Below are 23346 nucleotides of genomic sequence, written 5' to 3' on the forward strand. Positions count from 1 at the left end.
TTTCGAATTAGCTAGAAATCGCACTAAGTATAGTCGGAGCGATTCAAACCAAACTTCTGCATCTTTTGGTTAAGGGTTCGACGTGGTAAATCCAACTCCTGCATCACCTCATTGATGCGTCCATGATGCCTGACTAAAGAATCATGTAGCACCTTACGTTCAAAGTTATGTAGCTGAATCGCCAGCGGCACGCCCGCATGCGTCTCTTCGGTTGTTGAGGATGGTCGACTGGAGAGAATTTCCATCACGGAGACGGTTTCATCCAATGCAAAACGCATCGCTACATTCCTAAGCTCACGTACGTTACCGGGCCAAGAGTAAGCAAGAATGGCCTTTCTATCGGCTTCACTCAGCAGACGACTCTCAGGATTACTTTTCAGAGCAAAGTGTTCGAACAAGATCAACGCATCTTCTTCTCGCTCACGTAGCGGTGGCAAATAGATCTGCGCCACATTAAGACGATAGTACAAATCCTGACGAAACTCGTCATGATCATTGAGATCTTCTTTCGCGGCGGCGATCACTCTCAAATCAACTGAGATCTGTTGGTTGCCCCCAACGCGCTCTACCGTATGTTCCTGTAATGAACGCAACACTTTCACCTGCATGGACAGCGGCATACTCTCGATTTCATCAAAGAATAAAGTGCCTTTATCCGCGTATTCCAACTTACCAATGCGCTTTTTACCCGCTCCGGTAAATGCCCCTGCTTCATGCCCAAACAGCTCACTTTCAAACAGGTTCTCAGGAATAGCGCCACAGTTGATTGGCACAAAATGATAGGATCTGCGTTGGCTTTCATTATGCAAACTGGTCGCCACCAGCTCTTTACCACAACCTGTTTCGCCGTAAATGATCACGTTAGTATCAATGCGTGCTAACTTGGCTACTTGTTCTCTAAGCTGTTGCATCACTCGGCTTCGCCCAATCAACACCTCTTCTAAGCCGCTAACGCTAGATAGGTACTCTTGGCGATCTTGAGTAGACGTTTGTGCGCGATAGCTCTCGACCGCTTCGGTTACTCGTTGGGATAAACGCTCAGGTTGGAAAGGTTTCTCAATAAAATCGAACGCACCGTTTTGTAACGCCCCTACTGCCATATCGACGTCACCATGTCCGGTGATCAAGATAACTGGCGTTGGGACGTGATTGGCAATCAGGCTTTCTAGTATCGACAAACCATCGGTGTCTGGCAGGCGAACGTCACTGACAATCGCATCAAATTCTTGGCTCAGAATGGCCGCTTTGCCCTCTTCGCCTAAACTGAATGAGGTCACATCGAACCCCGCCAGTTGCAGCCATTGGCTGGTAGCCTGACGAACAATGTCATCGTCTTCGATAAGTGCAATTTTAGGGATGTCGTCAAAAGCCATGAGTTACTGCCTGCTTTGTGGGGTGGGAAAGAAATCGATCTTTATTAACGGTAGCAAAAACCACTGAGGAGAAAAGGAGCTAGATCTCACTTCTTGCTTACAAGTCTTTAACATCCAACCAGTTAGGCGCACTCTTTAATGACTGTTGGTGAGAACGCACTAGCTGAATGGAGTCGGTATGCAGCGCAAAAGGAATGGCAAAACATGGCTTGTGGTCGCAATTGCGGCAGTGCTGATGTTGTCTTGCTATAGCGCCAGCAGAGAGGTTGCCCGTCAGTGGTTGAGTGTACAAACTCAAACCGAAGCTCAACAAAAACTACTCGACTATATTGGTGAAGTTCGCCGTGCACTCAAACGCTTCTACCACTTACCTTACCTCGTAACCAATAACCCAGAAACCATCGCGTTTGTGAAAGGGAATCTGACTTATTACGAGCCATTGCAAACCCAACTGACTCAGCTAGATAAAGCCGCCAATACGGAAGGTTGGCTAATCCTGTCTAACTCTGGCGAAGTATTGGTCTCGAGTTTAATCGAAGAGCGCTTTAGCCTGTCTGACCGAAAAGCCATTGTGGAACAAATTCACAACCAAGGCGGCGGTGTTTCCTTGGTGAACAAAACCAAAGGTTCGAGCCCATTGTATTATCTTGCAGCCCCTATCTACGATGGTCTGGATATCGCTGGCATTGTGGTGGTGCAAATCAACCTTAGCTTGTTGACCGAACAGACCATTACTAGCCAAGACATCATCACGTTGCAGAATCGTCAACAACGCTTTTTCCTATCGAGTAGCGCGCTTTATAACGCTGACTGGTTTAACGAACCGAGCAACACCGTTCAGTTAGAAACGCAACGCTTATACGACAACACCAATATCAGTGTGTGGACGCTCAACCAACAGCGTTATTTTGCACACACCGTTAAATTAGATGATTTGAATTGGTACGTCAGCTACCTCACCCCTTCTAAGCCGATTCAACAAACTATCAATGTGATTGGTTGGAGCGTAGCAGCGCTGCTCTTATTGGTTGTATTGCTCGTCATCATTGGCTTACAACGACGACAAAAGCACATCAATCAACAACGAATTCAAGCTCTGTTGGAAGAGTCCCAACGCCGCTTGAAACAGATGATCAATAAAACCCACGTTGGTTTGCTATTGATTGATGAACAAGGGCAACTGTTCGACCTCAACCCAATGGCGAAACGTTTGTTCTGTTTACCAGAAAGCGTCAATCGACACGCTTTTGCTTGGGAGTTATTCGACGCTGGCAATCCCAATTCCACAACACTTAAGTTACTAAAGGACCTGCCTAAGCATAAAGAGCTCGCAGAGATCAGCACGGTCGAAACCATTGCCAGACGCAGTGACGGTAGCGTCTTCCCTGTCTTGTTCTCACTGACCAGTTTCCCTTGGCATGGCGAGCAGTATTTCCTTGCGACGATCATCGACATCAGCAAGCGGAAAAAAGCCGAGCAATCACTGCAACAGGTCAACCAAGAACTGGCGCAGCGAGTTGAAGAGCGAACTCAAGCGCTAAAAGAAGCACAAAGCCAGTTGATTGAATCGAGCAAAATGGCCGCCTTGGGTCGCATGTCGAGCGCGATCACTCATGAGCTCAATCAGCCACTGACGGGCTTGCGCACCCTGCTCACCACGAACGAGCTACTAGCGGAACGCGGTGAAACCGAGATGATGAAAGCCAACAACGTATTGGTGCAGAAGCTGATTGATCGCATGGCAAGCATGACCAGTCAGTTAAAGACGTTCGCCTACAACAAACCAGAAAGCCTACAGGCGATTTCTCTTACCTCCGCACTCGAAGAGACCTTACGCGTTTATCAATCCCAATTAGACAAGGTGGATGTGCGTGTGCGCGTTCCTCATGATTTACCTAATATCATGGGTGAAGAACAACGACTGCTTCAGGTGCTCGGTAATCTTGTCTCGAATGCGCTAGACGCAATGAACAATACCACCAACCCGCAGCTCAGCTTGATCGTCAACCCAACCAGCAATCAGGTCGAACTGATCATCAGTGATAATGGCTGCGGCGTGTCGGATGAGATGCTTGAATCCATGTTCGAACCCTTCCAAACCTCAAAGAAAATTGGTGAAGGATTGGGGCTGGGTTTAGCGATTACGGCCAACAATATGCGTGATATGAACGGACAAATTACTGTGCATAAGAATGAACAAAATGGGCTGACTTTCACTTTATTGTTCAAATCAGCCTAAGGTGATATTGATTACAAAATCATCATTAGAACTAGGCATCCCCGCTGTTTGAGAAAAACACGATCTCGATACAAGAATCCCTCCTTGACCTACACTATTCTCAAGCAAATAAGACGAATAACTTCCGAACGATAAAGAGTGAGAAACATGATTAAGTTTCCTGAACATTTTCTTTGGGGCGGTGCCATTGCTGCAAACCAAGTAGAAGGGGCGTACAACCTTGGGGGTAAAGGGTTATCGACATCAGACATGCTGCCAAACGGTATTTTGAGTCCGCATCAAACCCGTGAAGAGCGTACACCGGGTATCAAAGACGTGGCGATCGACTTCTACAATCGCTACCCAGAAGACATCGCGCTGTTCAAAGAGATGGGCTTTAACTGTCTGCGTCTCTCTTTGGCATGGAGCCGCATCTTCCCGAACGGGGACGAACTAGAACCTAACGAAGAAGGTTTGGCGTTCTACGATAAAATTTTTGACGAACTTGCCGAGCACAACATCCAACCTTTCGTGACATTATCTCACTACGAAATGCCTTACGCACTGGTCGAGAACTACGGTGGTTGGGGCGATCGTCGCGTCATCGAATTCTTCGAACGTTATGCTCGCACCGTGCTGGAACGCTACAAAGACAAAGTGAAGCTGTGGTTAACGTTCAACGAAATCAACATGTCTCTACACGCACCATTTACTGGTGTTGGTTTGCAAGAAGACGCCAGTGAACAAGAGATTTACCAAGCGATTCACCACCAACTAGTCGCCAACGCAAAAGCGGTAAAACTGTGTCAGCAAATCGTACCAAACGGCAAGATTGGTAACATGCTGCTTGGCGCAATCAACTACCCATATACCTGTAACCCTGATGACGTGCTTGCTGCAATGCATGAAAACAACAAGTGGTTGTTCTTCGGTGATGTGCAAACACGTGGTCAGTACCCTGGCTACATGAAGCGTTACTTCCGCGAAAACGGCATTGAAATTCAGATGGAAGCAGGCGACTTAGAAGAAATTGCGTCTGCGAGTGTCGACTTCATCTCATTCAGCTACTACGCAAGTGGCTGTGCAAGTGCAGACCCGAAACAGAAGGAAGTGGGTAACATTGTCGATAGCGTACCAAACCCATATCTTGAGAAGAGCCAATGGGGCTGGTTGATCGATCCAAAAGGCCTGCGCATTCTGCTGAACTTCCTTCACGATCGCTACCAAAAACCACTGTTTGTCGTAGAAAACGGCTTAGGTGCACGTGATGAAATCGATGAAAACGGTGAGATTCAAGATGATTACCGCGTCGCTTACTTGAACGACCACCTTGTGCAAGCACACGAAGCGATTCTGGATGGCGTTGAGTTGATGGGCTTTACCAGCTGGGGGCCAATCGATTTGGTCGCGAACTCAACCGCTGAGATGAGCAAACGTTACGGCTTTATCTATGTCGATCGTTATGATGATGGGCAAGGAACGCTAGAACGTAAACGTAAGAAAAGCTTTTTCTGGTATCAAGACGTGATTCGTACTTCAGGCGGTTCATTGAAAAGCTAAGCCTGTTGTCTAGGTACAAAGTGCAACTAGGCATTCGCCTAAACCATCAAGCCCTGCAATTGCAGGGCTTGAATTTTAAGGTGTTTATTCATTTAGAGATTAAACTGCAATCTCTCCACCGTCTTCACGGCGAATAACCACTGTCGCCGCTCGTGGGCGCACAGAAACACCAGCAGGCGTTTCTTCGGCTGCATCTTCACTGTATGGCCAGTTGCCTGGGTGCTGAATATTCACAAACAATGATTTGTAATCAGGGCTGATGGTAAAGCCTGTTACTTCACAACCATTTGGTCCGACAAAGAAGCGTTTCAATTCAGCTTGATTATCCGCACCAATCACAGCTTGATCACCATTCTCATCTGTTAGCTTAGATGGAACAACAGCCAACATTTGATCATTGGTGTAAGACGTGACTTCATCTGCGCCGTTATCAGTCTGAATCCACAAAATACCACGGCCATCAAACGCTAATCCGTCTGGGCTCGCAAACTGGTTTAACTCATTCAAGCCAGAACGGTTGGTATCTGCATCACCATTTGCTGGAGAACCAAACACAAAGATATCCCAAGTAAAGTCAGTTGCTGCAGCACCTTCATCCCAACGGATAACATGACCAAACTTATTATTCAAACGTGGATTCGCAGGATTGGTTTCATCTGTACGGCGCGTATTGTTCGTCAATGTTAAATATACTGAACCCGTGAATGGATCAACCGTACACCACTCTGGTCGATCCATTGGTGTTGCCCCAACTAAATCCGCCGCACCCGCAGTATTGATGATAATTTCAGCCAGTGAATCAAAGTGATCCGCTAACGTACCACCAGCGGTTGTTACGCTATCAAGCGTTAATGGTAACCAAGTACCTGTGCTGTCTTCATTGAAGCGCGCCACATACAGTGTGCCTTCGTCCATGTACTTGTCACCCATCGCCAAGCGATTATCAGGGTTAGCATCTGCTGGATCCCACGCTGCCGCAGATTCAAATTTGTATAGGTATTCAAAGCGAGAATCGTGGCCAGAATAAAATACCACTGGTTTGCCTTCTTCAAGCTTACCGAAAGTACAGCCCTCGTGACGAAAACGACCTAGCGCAGTACGTTTCTTCGCACGTGAGTTTTGCGTGTAAGGGTCAATCTCGACAATGTAACCGTGACCATTGGCTTCATTACGGTAATCATCCATCGCACTTGCTCCTGTTGGAGCCACATTAAAGCGAGAGAACTCATCAAGACGCTCTTCTGCATTACCTGCTAATGTCTCCCACAAGTAGCGTGTGCTTTGGTCATCAACACCAATGCGATCTTGCTCTTCTGTACGAGTCCCGGCGTTAACAAAGTAACCAGGCCAGTTCTCTTCACACGTTAAGTACGTGCCCCACGGCGTGTAGCCGTTGCCACAGTTGTTTAACGTACCACGCGCTTGGCTGCCATCTGGTGAGAAACGAGTGACAGTTAAAGATGTGTGGGCTACCGGGCCAGACAAATCCATGACTGTCGCACCAGTATAACGACGGTTTAGTGGGTCGGTATCAACCAACTTCCACATGTTATCTTCCAGTTGAATGCGAACCACTGATACACCGTGCGCGTTAATCTCTTTGCGCACTTCATCTACAATGGTACGTACGCCATTTTCAACCGTCGGACCGTTTGGATGCAGTGCTGATGTGTCGATGTACTCGTGGTTAATACATAGCAAGCCATCTGTAGTGCTATCGTTTAATGGGAAAAAATGCATGCCGTCATGGTGCATGCCTAGCGCATTTAACTGATCGGTACTGGTGTTGGTACCATCATTTTGCCATGCGCTGCCTTGTGCATTAAGTGGTGTTCCCCAAGGTACTAGTACTTGTGCGGTGTAGCCTTGTGGAATTGAAACTGCGTCAGTGAGTGAGCCAGGGATAGATTCAAAGTTAAGAACGGCTTTAGATGCGCCCGAACCACTGCTTACTGTACTCCCTGAGTCAGACGAGTTACAACCAGCCAATCCGAAAGCACCAAACGCTGTCATCGCACTGATACCTAAACCACCTTTCAGAATGCTGCGTCGAGATAGGCTCGCTTCTAATACTTCTTCAAATGGTTTGTTTTCACTTTGGTTATAACGCGTCGCGTCAAAGGTTTCCTTGCTCATTTTTACTTTCCCGATCTTATAGTTTAATTAATAAATAAGTGATTAGTTGAACGGCAAGAAGTTTGGATAAGAAAAATGACAAAAGTGCTTAAAACATATGAAACTTGTGTTTCAACAATACTGCGAACCAACCAACACAGCTAACGAAGCAATTAAATCATGGTCACATAATAACCAACTGTATCGCTTCATTCTGATTTTACTTGGGCTAAAGTGTGATAGAAGGTATAAGGTGTACGAAATCAAATCATCTACGAGAGATAATCATGAAATTAGACAAGATCGATAACAAGAGCCGTCGTATCCGTAAAAAGCTGTTCTTAGGTGAGTTCGTAATCCTAGGTTTCGAGATCAGCTGTGAAACAGACATTAACGACTTCGACCGTTACGATGCATTCGTTGATGACTTTATCGACTACATTGACGAGCTTGGTCTTTGCTTCGGTGGCGGTGGTCTAGAACTGTTTGAAGGCTTCCTATGTTCTACTGACCGTTACGGCAGTGCGACTGAAGAACAGAAAGCGCAAGTTATCAAATGGTTAGAAGCACGCCCAGAAGTGAAAAGCGCGCAAGCGGGCGAACTAGTTGACGCCAACTACCTGTAACTAAAGGGCAACCTGTAATACGCAGAGCTCAGTAAATGGTAGAGAAAGCTGGTCTTAAGACTGGCTTTTTTATTTTTGGAAGAATGCGATATTAAAAATAGGGTGCTTGGGAAGTTGCGCGGAGTGATTGTGGCGTTTTTGAGCTGGCAATCAACGGGAAACTGCGTTCCACAGCCAGCTCGTGCCTTTAGGTATAATTAACTATGATTTTTTAGCTGGGGCGTCTTTCGTGTCTTTCCAGTATTGAATACGCACACGATGTAGCTGAGCTCTTCTAGTCTTTTTCATAGTAAAGTCCCTCATCTTATATAAGTAACGCTCCTCATGGAGCTTATTGTCTAAGGTCGTATCCCCTTCAATCTATAAGGGAATCAATCATTTAACCGTGACCAATTTCACAACATAATGATAATTACCGATTTCTTGCAGCCTGTTTTTACTGGCAAACGGCATATTATCTATCTGACACAGTTAACTTACTCACCAGATATGACAGAAAAATGGCAATCAAGTTCCCTACTTATACTGTCATTGAATCTTAATAAGGATTAACAAGGTGGGCATTTCAGATCTACCATACTGTTTATAAAAACCGCAAGAATTTTTATTTCTTTTCAAACAAATCTCTACTCAAGATCAATTCACTTTCATCTTTATCGTCTCCCTTTTAACGCATTGTGATCCAGTTCAATCCACAGAACTCGGAGCAAAAAGCGCTCATTAATACATTCACCACCAAACTTGTGCGAGATCTCTTACAAGAGTTGTAAGCAAATAGATTAATCACCTCTAAGAGCAATGCCAGAAAAAACATTAAATATATGATTTAAAAGTAATATTTAAATTCACTTAAAATAATAAGTAAAAATAATTTAGAAAAGTTAATTGAGTCAAATCAGCAAAACATCAATACTCAATTTGTCGACAGGATGTTGGCGGGAACAGGAAAAAAGCCTAAAGGATTGGGTATCTTCAGGATGAAGATTTGATAGCTTAGGATGAGTTGTCAGCAAGGATGTAGTTAAGCTCTAGGATAGAGTTCGCCCGTCAGGATGATAGGCAAGAATGGACACCGCTAGGAAGGCGATGAACAAGGAACTCGGTTAAAGGACTTAGCCACAATCAAGGATAGATGCAGGGAGCACCTATTAGTAGCTGGATTGCTGCGAAAAAGAATAAGCCCCGTCTGGGAAACCAGGCGGGGTTTTATTTTGTCTGTAATGTATTGATAACGATTCATCTTTATCGTTTAAGTCTTCTCTGTTTTCATAAAACACCGTGCTATCATTTTCTTTACGTCTCCCAACAAAGCTCTCAGAAAATCACACACTATGCTTAATCCTGTTTGGTTACATACATTTAAGACATTGATTGAAGTCGGTCATTTTACGCAAACGGCAGAAAAACTTTTTATGACTCAGCCTGGCGTCAGCCAACACATCAAAAAATTAGAGCAAAGTTGTCAGCATGCCTTGATCAAGCGCGAAAACAAGAGCTTCGAATTAACCGAGCAAGGCAGGATTGTCTACGCATATGCGCTCGAGTTAGAAGATAGAGAGAAGAAGCTGCTCGAAGAGCTCAGTTTTGATGATGCGTTTTCAGGCCACTGTAAACTGGCTTGTTCTGGTGCAATGGCGTTAATGTTGTATGGGCCCATTTTGGAGAAGCAAAAACAGCACCCGAGCTTATCGTTACATTTAGAAGCCGCGCCAAATCAATCTATTCTCAACGCCATAACGCAAGGGCACATCGATATTGGTATCGTGACTGATGTTCCCAACAAAGGTCTGTTTCACAGTGAGCGAATTGGTAAAGAGAGGTTGTGCTTGGTTCTGCCAAAGCATTATCAAAATAAGCAGATAACGCCACAACTCTTGCATGACTGTGGTGTCATTAGCCACCCTGATGCAGAGCATTACATGACGCTGTTTTTTGACCAGTGTGAAGAACCACAGCTCCAAGAAATTAAGATGAGCGATTTACCATTATCCGGCTACGTAAATCAATTGAGCCAAATTTTGCTACCTGTCAGCAAAGGACTTGGCTTCACCGTGCTGCCTCAAAGTGCGGTCGACAATTTTCCGCTAAAAGACACGTTACACATTGCTCAATTGAAAAACACTGTATGTGAAGAGCTATTTCTAGTTCGTAAGCGCAGTCGTGCTCTACCTCTGCGCTATCAGACCATCAAAGAAGTGTTATTGGATGTGATCGGTGGCGCGCATCAATGATGTTAGCCACTCTTCGCTGGTAATGCGTTCCTCTTGGCAATCCACCCAATATGGTTTGCCAGATAACCAGCTCTTTGACGCGACCTCTTTTATAAACACATCCACGGAATCAACGTCATCTTTGGCGTAATCCCATTTATTGCGCATGTGTTCTGCCGCTTCTTGATTAGTGTACGCCTTGCCGTTGCGGATAAAGGTGCAAGAGGATTGCTCAAATCGTTTTATCAACGTCGAGATATCTTGCTCTACCCCTGCTAGTGCAAAGGTCGGCAGAATGCTTAATGTAAGTAACAACGTCCACTTTGCTTTCATCGCACCTTTATCCTTATCCCTGACCACGTAACTACTAATAGTAACTACTGATAAGTGACTTAACTATTCTGGTGTTTGGCTGTTTAGTTCAGCAATTATTGCCACCATGCCTGAGCAGGCTGAGGCTCCGCAATCGCCAAGCGTTGACCGATCTCAGGGCTAACTAACGTTACACCGCGCTCTTCACTGATGTCTAACGCGCGTTGCATCGGTTCATTCCAATCGTGCATCGATAAATCAAACGTGCTGTTATGGATCGGCATCATAACTTTGCCCTGCACATCGATGTGTGCTTGAACGCTTTGCTCTGGGAACATGTGAATGTCTGACCAGAGTTCATTGTACGCACCTGTTTCAATCATGGTGAAGTCAAATGGACCGTACTTTTCGCCAATCTCTTTAAAGCCATTGAAGTAACCAGAGTCACCACTGAAGAACACTTTGTGTTGTTGTGCATTGATAACCCAACTGCCCCACAGCGTCGTATCGCGGTCTGTCAAACCTCGACCAGAGAAATGCTGAGTCGGAGTTAGTGTATATTCAATGCCGTCAACAGAGTGTGACTCCCACCAGTCTAGTTCGATCACTTTTTCTTTGGGTACACCCCAATTCACCAGCAATTGGCCAACTTTTAACGGCACCAAGAAAGTGCCCACCTTGTCGCCTAGCACTTTGATAGAAGCTTTATCTAGGTGATCGTAATGGTCATGACTGATCACCACCACATCGATAGTTGGCAAATCTTCTATCGTGATGGGGGTTTGGTGAAAGCGTTTTGGCCCTGCCCATTGTACAGGAGACGCGCGATCACTGAATACAGGGTCGGTCATCACCAGTTTTCCGTCGAGCTTCATTAATACGCTTGAGTGACCCAGACGATAGATGACGTCATCTTGCTCTTCTAACAGTTGCCGCGCTGTGATCGCATGCACTGGAATTTCAATCGTTGGTGTTGGGTTAAGGCGCTCAGTCGTAAAATACGCTTTCATGATTTCGAACATGTCGCCCAAACCGCTTTTGTATTCCAACTCTGTATTTGCAAATTTGTCCGGGTATGTTGGCGCTTTTTCAGTATCAACATTAGAACAAGAAATCATGGATGTACCCATCGTGAACGCTCCTACTGTGGCTAGCAAAGTTTTTTTCATAAAAAGTTAACCCGAACAAAAGTAAACTACACGGTGCAGTTTACATTCTAATTATCAAAAGTAAACTACTTAGTGTAAAATAGATCAAGAAATGATCTTCTTAACTTAGCAAGCTTATGAATGTAAAAAGAAAAAGTCGTAGCGAAACCAAAAGAGAAGCCATCCTGTGCGCAGCAAAGCAAGCGTTCCAAGAGTTTGGGGTGCAAAACACCAGCATGGATAAGCTCTCTTCAATCGCGCAAGTCTCTAAGCGCACGGTCTACAACCATTTCCCTTCTAAAGAAGCGATCGTGACAGAGTTACTAACCGAACTATGGCGTTCTTCAATGATGGATAGCGACATTGAACGTTTACCAACACTCCCGCTAAAAGATCAATTGATTGAATTACTCTACAGCGAGATCATTGTGGTGACGGAACCAAACTATATTGAGCTGGCAAAAGTGGCATTCGGGCACTTCTTATTTAAGCCGGAAGATCTCAAAGAACAAGCAGAACAAATGTCGAAACAGGAAACCGCCCTGTACCGCTGGCTTACTGAGAAATCGAACATTGGCGCTTTGCAAATTGATGATGTACATATAGCGAGCACTCAATTGCACAACTTACTTAAAGGCAGTGCATTCTGGCCGCAGTTAATGGGAATTCGCCCCTCTTTGTCGAATGAAGAATCTAGGCTGTTAGCTACCCAAACGGCGGAACTTTTTTTAAGTCACTATCAAAACAGCTAAAAACAGCGGTCAAATTGGCCGCTTTTTTAAGCGATAATTCGTGACAAAGCGATGAAATTTTTGCTCAATTTTATTTATCTCACCCTTGACAGTCTCATACCGCAAGGCGTGATCGTTCGATAAAATATTTTTGTCGTGTCGACGATGCTTTTTCGTTTTCATCTCACAAAAAAACGCCCTAAGGTGCGCACCTCTGACGACGTGGTTGTTCAACCACAATTCTAAATCGTTGAAGTAAGTAGGTTATGTCATAACATGATCACCTGCCTACTGCATTCTATGCTCTATACTTATATTTTAATTTGGTACTGACTTACTAAGGAATTGCCATGCGTATTGCTATTCTCTCTCGTAATGAGAATTTATATTCAACCATGCGCCTAAAACAGGCGGGTGAAGAACGTGGGCATCAAATCGATGTGATCGACACGCTTCACTGTTATATGGACATTACGAGCAACAACCCTAAGATCCGCTACAAGGGTGAAGAATTACCGCAATACGATGCTGTTATTCCGCGTATTGGGGCATCTATTACGTTTTACGGCACTGCTGTTGTACGTCAGTTTGAAATGATGGGTACATTTTGTGTCAACGAATCTGTCGCGATCAGCCGCTCTCGTGACAAGTTGCGCTCATTACAACTGCTATCACGTAAAGGCATCGGTTTGCCACGCACTGGCTTTGCTCACCATCCTGACAATATTCAGGACGTGATCAAAAACGTTGGTGGCGCACCTCTAGTGATTAAATTGCTAGAAGGCACTCAAGGCATTGGTGTTGTACTTGCTGAAACAAATAAAGCGGCAGAAAGCGTGATTGAAGCTTTCATGGGTTTGAAAGCTAACATCATGGTGCAAGAATTTATCGAAGAAGCAAAAGGCGCGGACATCCGTTGTTTTGTTGTCGGAAATAAAGTAATCGCCGCAATGAAGCGCCAAGCAAAAGAAGGCGAGTTCCGTTCTAACCTTCACCGTGGCGGCTCTGCACAACTCGTGCGTTTGAGCAAAGAAGAGCGTGCGACCGCTGTAAATGCAGCGAAAGTGATGGGCTTGAACCTTTGTGGTGTGGATATCCTTCAATCTAAAAATGGCCCAGTGGTAATGGAAGTGAACTCTTCTCCTGGTCTAGAAGGCATCGAACTAGCAACGGGTAAAAACATTGCAGGTATGATCTTCGATTTTATCGAGAAAAACGCTAAGCCAAATTCAAACCGTACTCGCGGTAAAGGTTGATTTTTGTTTAACGCACAAGAGAGCCAAAAACCGGCTCTCTTGTTACTCGTCGCTAGGATGACACTATGAATCAGAAAATGATCATTGGGAATGCCGAAGCTATTTGCTTGCCAGAGTTAGGGATTACTCACCTTGAAGCGCGTATTGATACAGGCGCTCAAACCTCTTCATTACATGTAGACAATATTGATTGCTTTGAAAAAGATGGTCAGTCTTATGTTGCATTCGATTTGCACCCAGATGTATACCATTTAGAACAAGTGGTTCGCTGCACAGCGAAACTAAAAGCAAACCGTAAGGTTAAATCTTCTAACGGTACTTTTGAGCACCGCTGCGTGATCACGACGATGCTGCGTATGGGCGACCAACAATGGCCAATCGACATTACGTTGACTAACCGTGAAAAAATGACTTACATGATGTTGTTAGGTCGTCAGGGCATGGCAGACAAGGTGCTCGTTGATCCTAGCCAATCTCACTTATTGGCATCTTAACCCCGTAGCTTCAGATGAGTGATCGAACGTTTTTGTTGAGCATCACTCGTCTGGCTTTATCTTCGCCTACTTCCTACGAAATAACGCAAACAACAATCCCTTCGCTTTAACTTTTGTCACTCGCCAGTGCGTCATTGGTTTAGTCGGCGCTGTATTCAAAATGTGCTGATACGCTTTTTCATCCAAAGTCACCTCTCCCCCATGTGCCAAAAGCAAACATTGCGGATTCATCTCAAACACACGCTTTAATGATTGCCGATATTGATTCGGATGAAATATAGGAAACGGCGCAATCAGATGCTTTTTCACCTGCACCATTAAATCCGCCACATACAACACATCTTGTTCAGAATGATAAACCGACAGATCTCGGTCGGTATGCCCTAGCGTTTCTAGCACCTGCCAATCATCAAATCCAGGAATAAACTGTCCATCAATAAGTTCAATATCTGGCTTTAGCTTGCGGGAATACCACAGGTTTTGCTTTGGTTTACGCATCCGATTCGCCATCCAGCGTGCTAACATCAAATCGGTCAAATGCATTAGCCAACCGTCTACACCGCTATACCACTGGCTCTCTCGCTTTGCGGCCAATAGCTTACATCCTGTTAAATCACGTAGTTTGTGCGCACCACCAGCATGGTCTGGATGCATGTGGGTCACAACAACCAACTTTAGGTCAGAAAAAGGACGATGGAGTTGATGTTCAATAAAGTCTTTAAGATGAGGGATGTCTGCTCGACTGGCACCATCAAGCAACAATAATTTATCGGGATATTCGGCGAGATACATGGTCTGAATGTACCCCTGAACTCTGTGCAGCTGCAAAATATGTCCTTATTTTAGTGAGATGCTTCATGACCGAACCCTTACTGGTCAGACCAACTATAACAGCAGAATGGACGCTTCGGTAAACAAATATTCACACGTAGCGACGACAACAAATCATAATCGAGATGATAGATTTTAATCATTAGACTCAAGGGCCCTTTTATCCGTTAATGCGCGCACACGGAGTTCGTGTCAGGGTATGAGGTAAATGCCTCATGATTTGCTTTTTTGTACTTTTCCTTCTAATTAATTAAGAAGTTAAGTACATTTTTGTGAGAATCGAGTTGGAAAAAGCAACTAAATTAGACCGCATCCGCGCGGACTACAACGTTCACTACTGGAGCCAAGGTTTCTACGGCATTGATGACCAAGGCGAAGTATATGTATCACCACGTAGTGATCGTGCACATCAAATCCCTTTCAGCGCTATTGTAAATGAGCTAGAAGCGCAGCAGTTAAATCTGCCTGTATTAGTACGCTTCCCGCAAATCGTGCACCAACGTGTGCATGGTATTTGCCACGCATTCAACCAAGCAATTGAAGAATACCAATATCCAAACAAATACTTGTTGGTGTACCCAATTAAAGTAAACCAACAACGTGAAGTGGTGGATGAAATTCTAGCGAGCCAAGCTCAACTAGAAACCAAGCAGCTTGGTCTTGAAGCGGGTAGCAAGCCAGAATTGTTGGCGGTACTTGCATTGGCTCAACAAGGTAGCTCCGTGATCGTGTGTAATGGCTACAAAGACCGTGAGTATGTGCGTCTTGCACTGATCGGTGAAAAGCTGGGTCACAAGGTATTCATCGTACTAGAGAAGCTTTCTGAGCTGGATCTGGTACTAGAAGAAGCGAAAAGTTTGGGCGTAAAGCCGCGCCTTGGTTTACGCATTCGCCTCGCCTCTCAAGGCGCAGGGAAATGGCAAGCAAGTGGCGGTGAAAAATCGAAGTTTGGTTTATCAGCATCGCAAGTGCTTAGCGTTATTGAACGTCTTAAACGCGAAGGCAATCTAGACGCGATGCAACTGGTTCACTTCCACCTTGGTTCACAGATGGCAAACATCCGTGATGTACGCAATGGTGTGAACGAGTCTGCACGTTTCTACTGCGAACTACGCGCACTCGGTGCAAACATCGAGTACTTCGATGTGGGCGGCGGCTTGGCAGTGGATTATGACGGCACACGCAGCCAATCATCGAATTCGATGAACTACGGCCTTGCAGAATACGCACGTAATATCGTCAACACAGTGGGCGATGTGTGTCTGCAATACGAACAACCAATGCCAGTGATCATTTCGGAATCGGGTCGCTCGCTAACAGCGCACCACGCTGTATTGATTTCTAACGTAATTGGTACCGAATCGTACCTACCGGAAGAAGTACATGAGCTTGATGATGACGCTCCGCTTTTGCTACAAAACATGTGGCGAAACTGGGAAAACTTACAAGATGGTACAGACGCTCGTGCGTTAATTGAGATTTACAATGATACCCAAAGTGATTTGGCAGAAGTGCACTCTCAATTTGCTACAGGCGTGCTTAACTTGGAACAACGTGCGTGGGCAGAACAATTGTCACTGCGCATTTACTTCGAATTAAGCCGCAAGATGAGCACTAAGAATCGCTTCCACCGTCCGATTCTGGACGAGTTGAGCGAACGTCTTGCGGATAAGTTCTTCGTGAACTTCTCTCTCTTCCAATCTCTACCAGATGCTTGGGGTATTGATCAGGTGTTCCCTGTTCTGCCACTTTCTGGTCTGGGCGAGGCGGAAGAGCGTCGTGCAGTGATGTTGGACATCACATGTGACTCTGATGGCGCGATCGATCACTACGTTGATGGTCAAGGCATCGAGAGCACGCTACCTGTACCAGCTTGGAGCAAAGACAAACCGTACTTAATGGGCTTTTTCCTAGTAGGCGCATACCAAGAAATCCTTGGTGACATGCACAACCTATTTGGTGATACCCACAGTGCTGTAGTCAATGTTGATGAACACGGTCAATTTGAGATCAGTTACATCAACGAAGGTGATAGTGTAGAAGACATGATGCGCTACGTTCATATCGACGTGGATGCGATTCGTGACAATTATAAACAATTGGTTTCACATCGAGTTGAAGCCAATGAACAAGCACAAATCCTAGCAGAACTAGAACAAGGTCTAGCAGGATACACCTATTTAGAGGACTTCTGATATGAATGATTTGTTTACTAAAACTGATTATTCGCTTTACTCCAACTCTATGTCGTTTTTACGTCTGCCGTACATTCGTAACCCGGTATCGGCAGACGCAGACGTTGTGGTGTTGGGAGTCCCTCTGGACATGGCAACATCTGGGCGTCCAGGTGCGCGTATGGGTCCAGATGCAATTCGCCGTGCCTCAGTCAACTTGGCATGGGAAGGTAAGAAGTTCCCGTGGAGCTTCAACGTATTGGATAAACTGAAAGTGATCGACGCAGGTGATCTCGTGTTCGATTGCGGTGATGCGGAAGATTTTACTTACCGCCTTGAAGCGGCAACCAGTGAAATTCTAAAAAGTGGTAAAACCATGTTGGGATTGGGCGGTGACCACTTCATTACGCTACCTATCCTGCGTGCCTATGCGAAGCATCATGGCCAAATGGCTTTGATTCACTTTGATGCTCATACGGACACCTATGCAAATGGCAGTTCATACGACCACGGTACGATGTTCTACCATGCGCCGAAAGAAGGTTTGATCTCAGCGAAGAACTCAATACAAATCGGCATTCGTACGGAGTACAAACAGCAAGATCACGGCTTCAATGTGATTAATGCGATGCAAGCGAATGACATGCCTGTGAACGAGATCCTAGAAGAAATTCGTCGCACCGTCGCAGACAAGCCAGTGTATGTTACTTTTGACATCGACTGCTTAGACCCGGCCTTCGCACCGGGAACTGGTACACCAGTTTGTGGTGGCTTGAACTCAGACAAAGCGCTGAAAATTATTCGTGGTTTAGCCGGCATGAATATCGTGGGTATGGATGTTGTCGAAGTATCGCCTCCATACGACCACAGTGATGTTACCGCACTAGCGGGAGCAACCATCGCACTAGAAATGCTTTACGCATACGCATCTGAGCGCGAATAGACATAATCATTTCTAAGGGAGCTTCGGCTCCCTTTTCTTTCTGATGCCTTCCTCTACCTTTTATTCACTCGTTTCATCTTGAACTCAGATCAACCGAGCAGACGCTTTATTTTTGCACTTTAACCATTAAAACCAGTTACCTATAAGGCTCATTCTATTCACGAAAAGTAAAAGGTTTAACGTAATTAGACAAAGAAATGCACCGCTTTTTGAATACAAAATCGGATTAGTTTTTCTAATTGAAATCATAGATTTTTATCTTGCTCAACTTCACACTTTTCGATTGCTAATTATACAAGCAAGCACTATTATCTCGCGCAAATACCCCCGCAACACAAGAATTCAGTTGACACTCTATAAAAGAGCGCTAAGGGTTTTTACGTCTTAAATTTTTTGGAGAGATACGCAAATGTCTGCTTCGTTTCCATTAGCGAAACTTACCTTTTTAATCGCTATATTGACTGCCGTGGGTCAAATGACCCAGACAATGTACGTGCCTTCAATCGGTCATATGGCGGGCGAGTTTTTGGTATCTGCGTCATCACTTCAAGCTGTGATGGCTTGTTACCTAATCCCATATGGCTTGTCGCAATTTGCGTATGGCACACTATCGGACCGCTTGGGACGCAAACCGATCATCATCGTCGGGCTGCTTATCTACATCGTGGGTACACTGGTAGCATTATTTGCACATCAATTTGAATGGTTCTTGATTGGTAGCTTTATCCAAGGCTTAGGTATTGGCTGCGGCGGTGCGATGTCACGCACTCTGACTCGCGATTGCTTTGAAGGCTCTGATCTACACAGAGCAAACAGCTTAATTAGCATGTGTGTGATTTTCTCACCATTAATGGCACCAGTATTAGGCGGCTACCTAACAGAAGCTTTCGGATGGCGGTCGAGCTACTTGTTCTTAGCGCTATTTGCTATCGCGGTTGTGATCACCATGATGACAAGCATGATGGAGACGCTACCAAAAGAGAAACGCAAATTCGAACCAGTAGCCAAAAGCTACAAACACGTTTTGTCTGACCGTCGCTTTCAAGGCTTTTTGATTTGCCTGGTTGCAACATTCGCTGGTGTGGGTGTATTCGAAGCGGCGGCTGGGGTGTTGTTAGGTGGGGTATTAGAATTACCAGCAACAACGGTAAGTTTGCTGTTTATATTGCCGATCCCAGGTTACTTGGTGGGTGCAGGCTTATCTAGCTACATCGCAAGACGTCGCTCTGAGCGTCGTGCTTTAAATGTAGGCTTGGTCTCTATTTTTGTGGGCTCTGCTATTGTGCTCATCCCAGGCTTGTTTGGTTTAACCACTGCATTAACGCTGGTTGGAGGCGCAACCGTGTACTTTTTGGGTGCAGGTATTCTCTTCCCAGCAGCAACAACTGGAGCGATTGCGCCATTCCCATACCATGCAGGAACAGCAGGCGCGACATTGGGTGGCATGCAAAACTTGGGGGCAGGTGTCGCAACTTTGCTCGCGTCACTATTTCCAGCGCATAACCAGATGCCTTTGGGCATTTTGATGATGGCAATGTCGGTAATTGCAATGCTTGGGTTAATGTGGGTGAATCGAGCACACAATCACTCAAACGAAGTACCGCAAGTTATCTGATCATTATCAGCTTACTTTCAAAGTCCAAAAGGGACACACTCAACAAGTGTGTCCCTTTTTTCATATCACACTATATCGATTTCCCGATGAGAATGATTTAACTTTCGAATTGATATTTGTTAAAAATAACAGCTGCTTACACAATGTGTTTTCAGCTCCCTTCAAATTGAGTATCCAACTCGAAATATTGAGGATTCTCACTTTTTCGGTATACCCCATAACAAAGAATGGACAACTGAAAACCACTAACAAAATGAAAGCCCAGCCCTCAGGATGAGGCCACTTGGGTGTACAATAAGGATAAAATCAGATGCGTTTCACTTTAACTACGTTGGCCGTCTCGGTCGCGCTTGTCGCCGGATGCAGCAATCAAGGAATCCCCAGCATGACTCAATACTCCCAAACACAGATCGTTGCTCAACAAACTCAAGCTCCGGTTGCGAAAAAAGTCCCTCACGCGATGACTATTCATGGCGATACCCGCGTTGATAACTACTACTGGATGCGTGACGACGAACGTAAAGACCCTGAAATTTTACAGCACCTAGAGAAAGAAAATCAGTACGCAGAAACCGTTCTAAAGCACACTGAAACACTTCAAGATACGCTATTTGAAGAAATTAAAGGGCGCGTCGCAAAAGACGACAACTCAGTACCGGTTCGTAAAGGCAACTACTTCTACTCCAGTGAAGTGACCGGAGATAACGAGTACGAAGTCCATTTGCGAGCTAAAGACTTTGCAGGCAAAGACAAACAAATCATTTTAGATGTCAATGAACTAGCAAAAGAACATGAATTTTTCAGTATCGGCGGCCTATACGTTAGTCCGAATGAAAACTTATTGGCGTATGGCGAAGACACATTAAGCCGCCGCGTGTACACCCTTAAGATCAAAGACCTGACAACAGGCAATTACCTACAAGATGAAATCGAAGGGGCCTCAAGCGCTGTCGCATGGCAGAACGATAACAACGCCTTTTACTACATCAAAAAAGATCCACAGACCTTATTGGGCTACCAAGTTTATCGTCATGTATTGGGCACACCACAAAGCAGCGATGAGCTGATTTTTGAGGAAACCGACAGCGCCTATTACACCTCACTAAGCAAAAGCAAAGATGGCGAAGATATTTATATCTGGCATTCGAGTACAGAAACCAGTGGGGTCTCTATCATTGATGCGAACAACCCTAAAGCAAAGGCGAAACCGTTCTATCCTCGTGAAGATGGCATTGAATACAGTATTTCTAAGCTAGGCGATTGGTACTACATTTATACTAACTATCAAGCCGTCAACTTCCGTTTGATGAAAGTTCATCAAAATGACATGCATGACCGCTCTAAATGGCAAGATGTGATTGCCGCAGACGACAACACTCAACTTGTCGACTTCGAGTTATTCGATGATCACATCGTCTATGAGCAGCGCTCTAACGGCCTAGCAAGCGTCACTGTACGTCAGCTTTCAACAGGAAAAGAATTCCCCCTCACATTTAATGACGATGCGTTTGCTGCCTATTTGACAGGTAACCTAGAGCTGGATAACGAGAAAGTTCGTATTTATTACAGCAGTTTAACCACTCCAGGAACCTACTACGATTTCGATCTAAAAACGGGCGGGTCAGAAATCATGAAGCAAACACCTGTACTTGGTGATTTTAATCCTGACAATTACCAATCAGAACGCATCATGGTCACAGCCCGTGACGGTAAAGAAGTACCCGTTTCTTTGGTGTATCGTAAAGACTTATTTAAGAAAGATGGTACGAATCCACTCTACCAATATGGTTATGGATCTTATGGCGCAACCATTGAGCCAACTTTCCGCTCGACACGTTTGAGTCTATTGGATCGCGGCTTTGTTTACGCCATTGCTCATATTCGTGGATCTGAAATGCTTGGCCGCCCTTGGTATGAAGACGGTAAAAAACTAACCAAGCAAAACACATTCAACGACTTTATTGATGTGACTAAAGGTTTGGTTGAACAAGGCTACGGCGCGAAAGATAAAGTCTTCGCTGTTGGTGGCTCTGCAGGAGGTCTCTTAATGGGGGCTATCATCAACCAAGCACCAGAACTGTACCGCGGTATCGGTGCACATGTTCCGTTTGTGGACGTGGTAACCACCATGCTCGATGAATCGATTCCATTGACCACCAATGAGTATGATGAATGGGGTAACCCAAATAACAAAACATACTATGACTATATGTTGAGTTACTCGCCTTACGACAACATCAAGGCGCAAAACTACCCGAACATGTTGGTAACGACTGGCTTGCACGACTCTCAAGTACAGTACTTTGAACCAATGAAGTGGGTCGCCAAACTTCGTGAAATGAAGACAGACGATAACGTCTTGTTGTTCAAAACCGATATGGAAGCCGGACACGGCGGCGCATCTGGTCGATTTAAGCGCTTAAAAGAAGATGCGCTAGAGTATGCCTTCTTCCTCGATTTACTCGATAAAAAATAAGCGTATTAATAGAACTGCATCTCTTCTAACAACAAAAATGCCCGCAAGTTGCGGGCATTTTTTATAGACGCACTCTCTAAACAAAGAGTGGGGTTACCTAAGCACAGAATGACTAGCGTCTCTTATAGCCAAAGGATAGCAGAAAGAAAAACGCCTACTCACAACGAGTAGGCGTTAACACAATAAATGTGTTTAGGCAGTAGAAACTGGCCTATTTATTAGAAGTAGTAACGAGCACCTAGAGTCCAGTAGTCGTTCTCTTCATTGTTGTAGTCGTTACCTAGATCAAACTGGTAAGCTGCAAACGTTACGAAAGCAGGAGTTACAGCGTACTCTGCTTGTAGCGCAGTTTCGCTTGAAAGTGTCTTGTTGTCTTCTTCGTCTTCTACGCCTTCGTAGTTAACGCTGAATGTCCAATCGTTTACGCCGTATGCCAAAAGAGCTTCAAGTTGAGAAGTGTCTTTACGCATTTGGTAGAAGTACTCGTTCATACCGTATACTACTGCTGCGTATAGACCTGAACCGTACTGACCGTAGTTTACAGAGAATAGGTGTGATTCAGCATTCTTAGTACCTAGAGTCGCGTTTTTAACATCACCGCCGCTGTATACGTAGCCTAGACCAAAGCCAGCTACAGAACCGCTCAATGCAACTTGACCACGTTGCTCGTATGTTGTTGCATCTGAAGTTTGCTCACCTTGCCAACCTAGACCTAGGTTGAAAGCAAAACCTTCACCAAATTCAAAACCTTTACGGTAGCTAAGCATTTTATCAGCACGAGCTGAGCCTAGGTTGCCGTGGTTGTCGTACAAAAAGTCGTTCGCAAACGCGATTGGTAGATCCGCAACGCCAGCGACATCGTAGTAAGGTGACCATTGAGTACCTGCTACTAAACGGCCAAACTGCTCATGAGTAGCACCGATGTAACCTAGACGAGTTTTGAACGATTGCTCGCCACCGTTTAGGTAGTTAAGCGCCCATTCACCTTTAGCGTCGATAGTAATACCGTTGCCAATGTCTTTCTTACCCGCAACGTTAATACGTGGAGACACTTGGTGAACTTTTACATCTTCTTCGAAATACTCACCCACGCCAACTGAAACGTGACCGCCGATCGATAAAGATGTACCATCGCTGTTGTAAACTTCTGCTGCGAAGGCCTGTGAACCACATGCTAGTGCCGCCACTGCAACGGCTAGAGTTTTCATTTTCATTGTTAACATCCGTATAGTTGTTTGTACCGGTTCGCTTAGAAACAGATTAA

Annotated in this window: 17 protein-coding genes; 11 read left to right on the forward strand and 6 right to left on the reverse strand. The window is 45.1% G+C overall.

All coding sequences use genetic code 11. The annotated features are described in order from the left end of the window. Positions 1 to 23: 23 nt before the first annotated feature. A complete protein-coding gene (locus J4N40_RS21655) occupies positions 24 to 1373 on the reverse strand; it encodes a sigma-54-dependent transcriptional regulator (protein WP_053349389.1) in 1350 nt (449 codons plus the stop codon). A gap of 178 nt (positions 1374 to 1551) precedes the next feature. Between J4N40_RS21655 and J4N40_RS21660 the strand changes: the two genes are divergently transcribed. Both J4N40_RS21660 and J4N40_RS21665 read left to right on the forward strand, forming a co-directional pair. Next, entirely contained in the window at positions 1552 to 3612 is a 2061-nt protein-coding gene (locus J4N40_RS21660) for a sensor histidine kinase (protein ID WP_250654511.1), read from the forward strand. Positions 3613 to 3759: 147 nt separating this feature from the next. Further along, positions 3760 to 5151 carry a glycoside hydrolase family 1 protein gene (locus J4N40_RS21665; protein WP_213879701.1) on the forward strand — a complete coding sequence of 464 codons (1392 nt, stop codon included), beginning with the start codon at positions 3760 to 3762 and terminating at the stop codon, positions 5149 to 5151. Between the two features lie 99 nt (positions 5152 to 5250). Here J4N40_RS21665 and J4N40_RS21670 read toward each other — a convergent pair whose 3' ends face one another. Next, a complete protein-coding gene (locus J4N40_RS21670) occupies positions 5251 to 7287 on the reverse strand; it encodes a PhoX family protein (protein WP_137282873.1) in 2037 nt (678 codons plus the stop codon). 266 nt (positions 7288 to 7553) lie between these two features. Here J4N40_RS21670 and J4N40_RS21675 point away from each other — a divergent pair, with 266 nt between their 5' ends. Both J4N40_RS21675 and J4N40_RS21680 read left to right on the forward strand, forming a co-directional pair. Beyond that, a complete protein-coding gene (locus J4N40_RS21675; protein ID WP_213879699.1) occupies positions 7554 to 7892 on the forward strand; it encodes a YggL 50S ribosome-binding family protein in 339 nt (112 codons plus the stop codon). A gap of 1331 nt (positions 7893 to 9223) precedes the next feature. After that, positions 9224 to 10123, forward strand: coding sequence for a LysR family transcriptional regulator (locus J4N40_RS21680; RefSeq protein WP_005384184.1), 900 nt, complete (start codon positions 9224 to 9226; stop codon positions 10121 to 10123). Here the strand turns inward: J4N40_RS21680 and J4N40_RS21685 are convergent. Beyond that, positions 10091 to 10435, reverse strand: coding sequence for a DUF5329 family protein (locus tag J4N40_RS21685; protein WP_005384187.1), 345 nt, complete (start codon positions 10433 to 10435; stop codon positions 10091 to 10093). The genes J4N40_RS21680 and J4N40_RS21685 overlap by 33 nt on opposite strands. Positions 10436 to 10530: 95 nt before the next feature. Continuing rightward, positions 10531 to 11544: an MBL fold metallo-hydrolase gene (locus J4N40_RS21690; RefSeq protein WP_213879698.1), complete on the reverse strand. Its 1014-nt coding sequence runs from the start codon at positions 11542 to 11544 to the stop codon at positions 10531 to 10533. A gap of 155 nt (positions 11545 to 11699) precedes the next feature. Between J4N40_RS21690 and J4N40_RS21695 the strand changes: the two genes are divergently transcribed. The 3 genes from J4N40_RS21695 (at position 11700) to J4N40_RS21705 (ending at position 14043) form a co-directional block, all read left to right on the forward strand. Then, positions 11700 to 12314 carry a TetR/AcrR family transcriptional regulator gene (locus J4N40_RS21695; protein WP_154204151.1) on the forward strand — a complete coding sequence of 205 codons (615 nt, stop codon included), beginning with the start codon at positions 11700 to 11702 and terminating at the stop codon, positions 12312 to 12314. 329 nt (positions 12315 to 12643) lie between these two features. Continuing rightward, on the forward strand, positions 12644 to 13549 hold the full coding sequence (gene rimK, locus J4N40_RS21700; protein ID WP_005374224.1) for a 30S ribosomal protein S6--L-glutamate ligase: 906 nt from the start codon (positions 12644 to 12646) through the stop codon (positions 13547 to 13549). A gap of 65 nt (positions 13550 to 13614) precedes the next feature. Then, the gene (locus J4N40_RS21705; protein WP_005384193.1) at positions 13615 to 14043 is read left to right on the forward strand and encodes an ATP-dependent zinc protease family protein; all 429 of its coding nucleotides are present in this window, start codon (positions 13615 to 13617) and stop codon (positions 14041 to 14043) included. Between the two features lie 66 nt (positions 14044 to 14109). Here the strand turns inward: J4N40_RS21705 and J4N40_RS21710 are convergent, their stop codons facing one another. After that, positions 14110 to 14835: an MBL fold metallo-hydrolase gene (locus tag J4N40_RS21710; RefSeq protein WP_195723061.1), complete on the reverse strand. Its 726-nt coding sequence runs from the start codon at positions 14833 to 14835 to the stop codon at positions 14110 to 14112. Between the two features lie 323 nt (positions 14836 to 15158). On the opposite strand from J4N40_RS21710, the gene speA reads away from it, so the two are divergent. The 4 genes from speA (at position 15159) to J4N40_RS21730 (ending at position 22082) form a co-directional block, all read left to right on the forward strand. Then, a complete protein-coding gene (gene speA / locus J4N40_RS21715) occupies positions 15159 to 17069 on the forward strand; it encodes an arginine decarboxylase (protein ID WP_054701946.1) in 1911 nt (636 codons plus the stop codon). 1 nt (position 17070) lies between these two features. Then, on the forward strand, positions 17071 to 17991 hold the full coding sequence (gene speB, locus J4N40_RS21720) for an agmatinase (RefSeq protein WP_017635531.1): 921 nt from the start codon (positions 17071 to 17073) through the stop codon (positions 17989 to 17991). A gap of 409 nt (positions 17992 to 18400) precedes the next feature. Further along, positions 18401 to 19606, forward strand: a complete 1206-nt coding sequence (emrD, locus tag J4N40_RS21725) for a multidrug efflux MFS transporter EmrD (protein ID WP_017635532.1) — start codon at positions 18401 to 18403, stop codon at positions 19604 to 19606. A gap of 310 nt (positions 19607 to 19916) precedes the next feature. Beyond that, positions 19917 to 22082: a S9 family peptidase gene (locus J4N40_RS21730; protein ID WP_154204148.1), complete on the forward strand. Its 2166-nt coding sequence runs from the start codon at positions 19917 to 19919 to the stop codon at positions 22080 to 22082. 218 nt (positions 22083 to 22300) lie between these two features. On the opposite strand, the gene J4N40_RS21735 is transcribed toward J4N40_RS21730, so the two are convergent. After that, on the reverse strand, positions 22301 to 23296 hold the full coding sequence (locus tag J4N40_RS21735; RefSeq protein ID WP_031780879.1) for a porin: 996 nt from the start codon (positions 23294 to 23296) through the stop codon (positions 22301 to 22303). Positions 23297 to 23346: the final 50 nt, after the last annotated feature.

Origin of the sequence: Vibrio sp. SCSIO 43097, assembly GCF_023650755.1 — a bacterium.
GTDB lineage: Bacteria > Pseudomonadota > Gammaproteobacteria > Enterobacterales > Vibrionaceae > Vibrio > Vibrio alginolyticus.

What these genes read in the sequence shown, in the direction of transcription:
- J4N40_RS21670 (WP_137282873.1), bottom strand. Translation starts at nt 7,287, where the DNA reads ATGAGCAAGGAAACCTTTGACGCGACGCGTTATAACCAAAGTGAAAAC.
- rimK (WP_005374224.1), top strand. Translation starts at nt 12,644, where the DNA reads ATGCGTATTGCTATTCTCTCTCGTAATGAGAATTTATATTCAACCATG.
- J4N40_RS21730 (WP_154204148.1), top strand. Translation starts at nt 19,917, where the DNA reads ATGCGTTTCACTTTAACTACGTTGGCCGTCTCGGTCGCGCTTGTCGCC.
- J4N40_RS21660 (WP_250654511.1), top strand. Translation starts at nt 1,552, where the DNA reads ATGCAGCGCAAAAGGAATGGCAAAACATGGCTTGTGGTCGCAATTGCG.
- J4N40_RS21705 (WP_005384193.1), top strand. Translation starts at nt 13,615, where the DNA reads ATGAATCAGAAAATGATCATTGGGAATGCCGAAGCTATTTGCTTGCCA.
- J4N40_RS21685 (WP_005384187.1), bottom strand. Translation starts at nt 10,435, where the DNA reads ATGAAAGCAAAGTGGACGTTGTTACTTACATTAAGCATTCTGCCGACC.
- emrD (WP_017635532.1), top strand. Translation starts at nt 18,401, where the DNA reads ATGTCTGCTTCGTTTCCATTAGCGAAACTTACCTTTTTAATCGCTATA.
- J4N40_RS21735 (WP_031780879.1), bottom strand. Translation starts at nt 23,296, where the DNA reads ATGAAAATGAAAACTCTAGCCGTTGCAGTGGCGGCACTAGCATGTGGT.
- J4N40_RS21690 (WP_213879698.1), bottom strand. Translation starts at nt 11,544, where the DNA reads ATGGGTACATCCATGATTTCTTGTTCTAATGTTGATACTGAAAAAGCG.
- J4N40_RS21675 (WP_213879699.1), top strand. Translation starts at nt 7,554, where the DNA reads ATGAAATTAGACAAGATCGATAACAAGAGCCGTCGTATCCGTAAAAAG.
- J4N40_RS21680 (WP_005384184.1), top strand. Translation starts at nt 9,224, where the DNA reads ATGCTTAATCCTGTTTGGTTACATACATTTAAGACATTGATTGAAGTC.
- J4N40_RS21665 (WP_213879701.1), top strand. Translation starts at nt 3,760, where the DNA reads ATGATTAAGTTTCCTGAACATTTTCTTTGGGGCGGTGCCATTGCTGCA.
- J4N40_RS21655 (WP_053349389.1), bottom strand. Translation starts at nt 1,373, where the DNA reads ATGGCTTTTGACGACATCCCTAAAATTGCACTTATCGAAGACGATGAC.
- J4N40_RS21695 (WP_154204151.1), top strand. Translation starts at nt 11,700, where the DNA reads ATGAATGTAAAAAGAAAAAGTCGTAGCGAAACCAAAAGAGAAGCCATC.
- J4N40_RS21710 (WP_195723061.1), bottom strand. Translation starts at nt 14,835, where the DNA reads ATGTATCTCGCCGAATATCCCGATAAATTATTGTTGCTTGATGGTGCC.
- speB (WP_017635531.1), top strand. Translation starts at nt 17,071, where the DNA reads ATGAATGATTTGTTTACTAAAACTGATTATTCGCTTTACTCCAACTCT.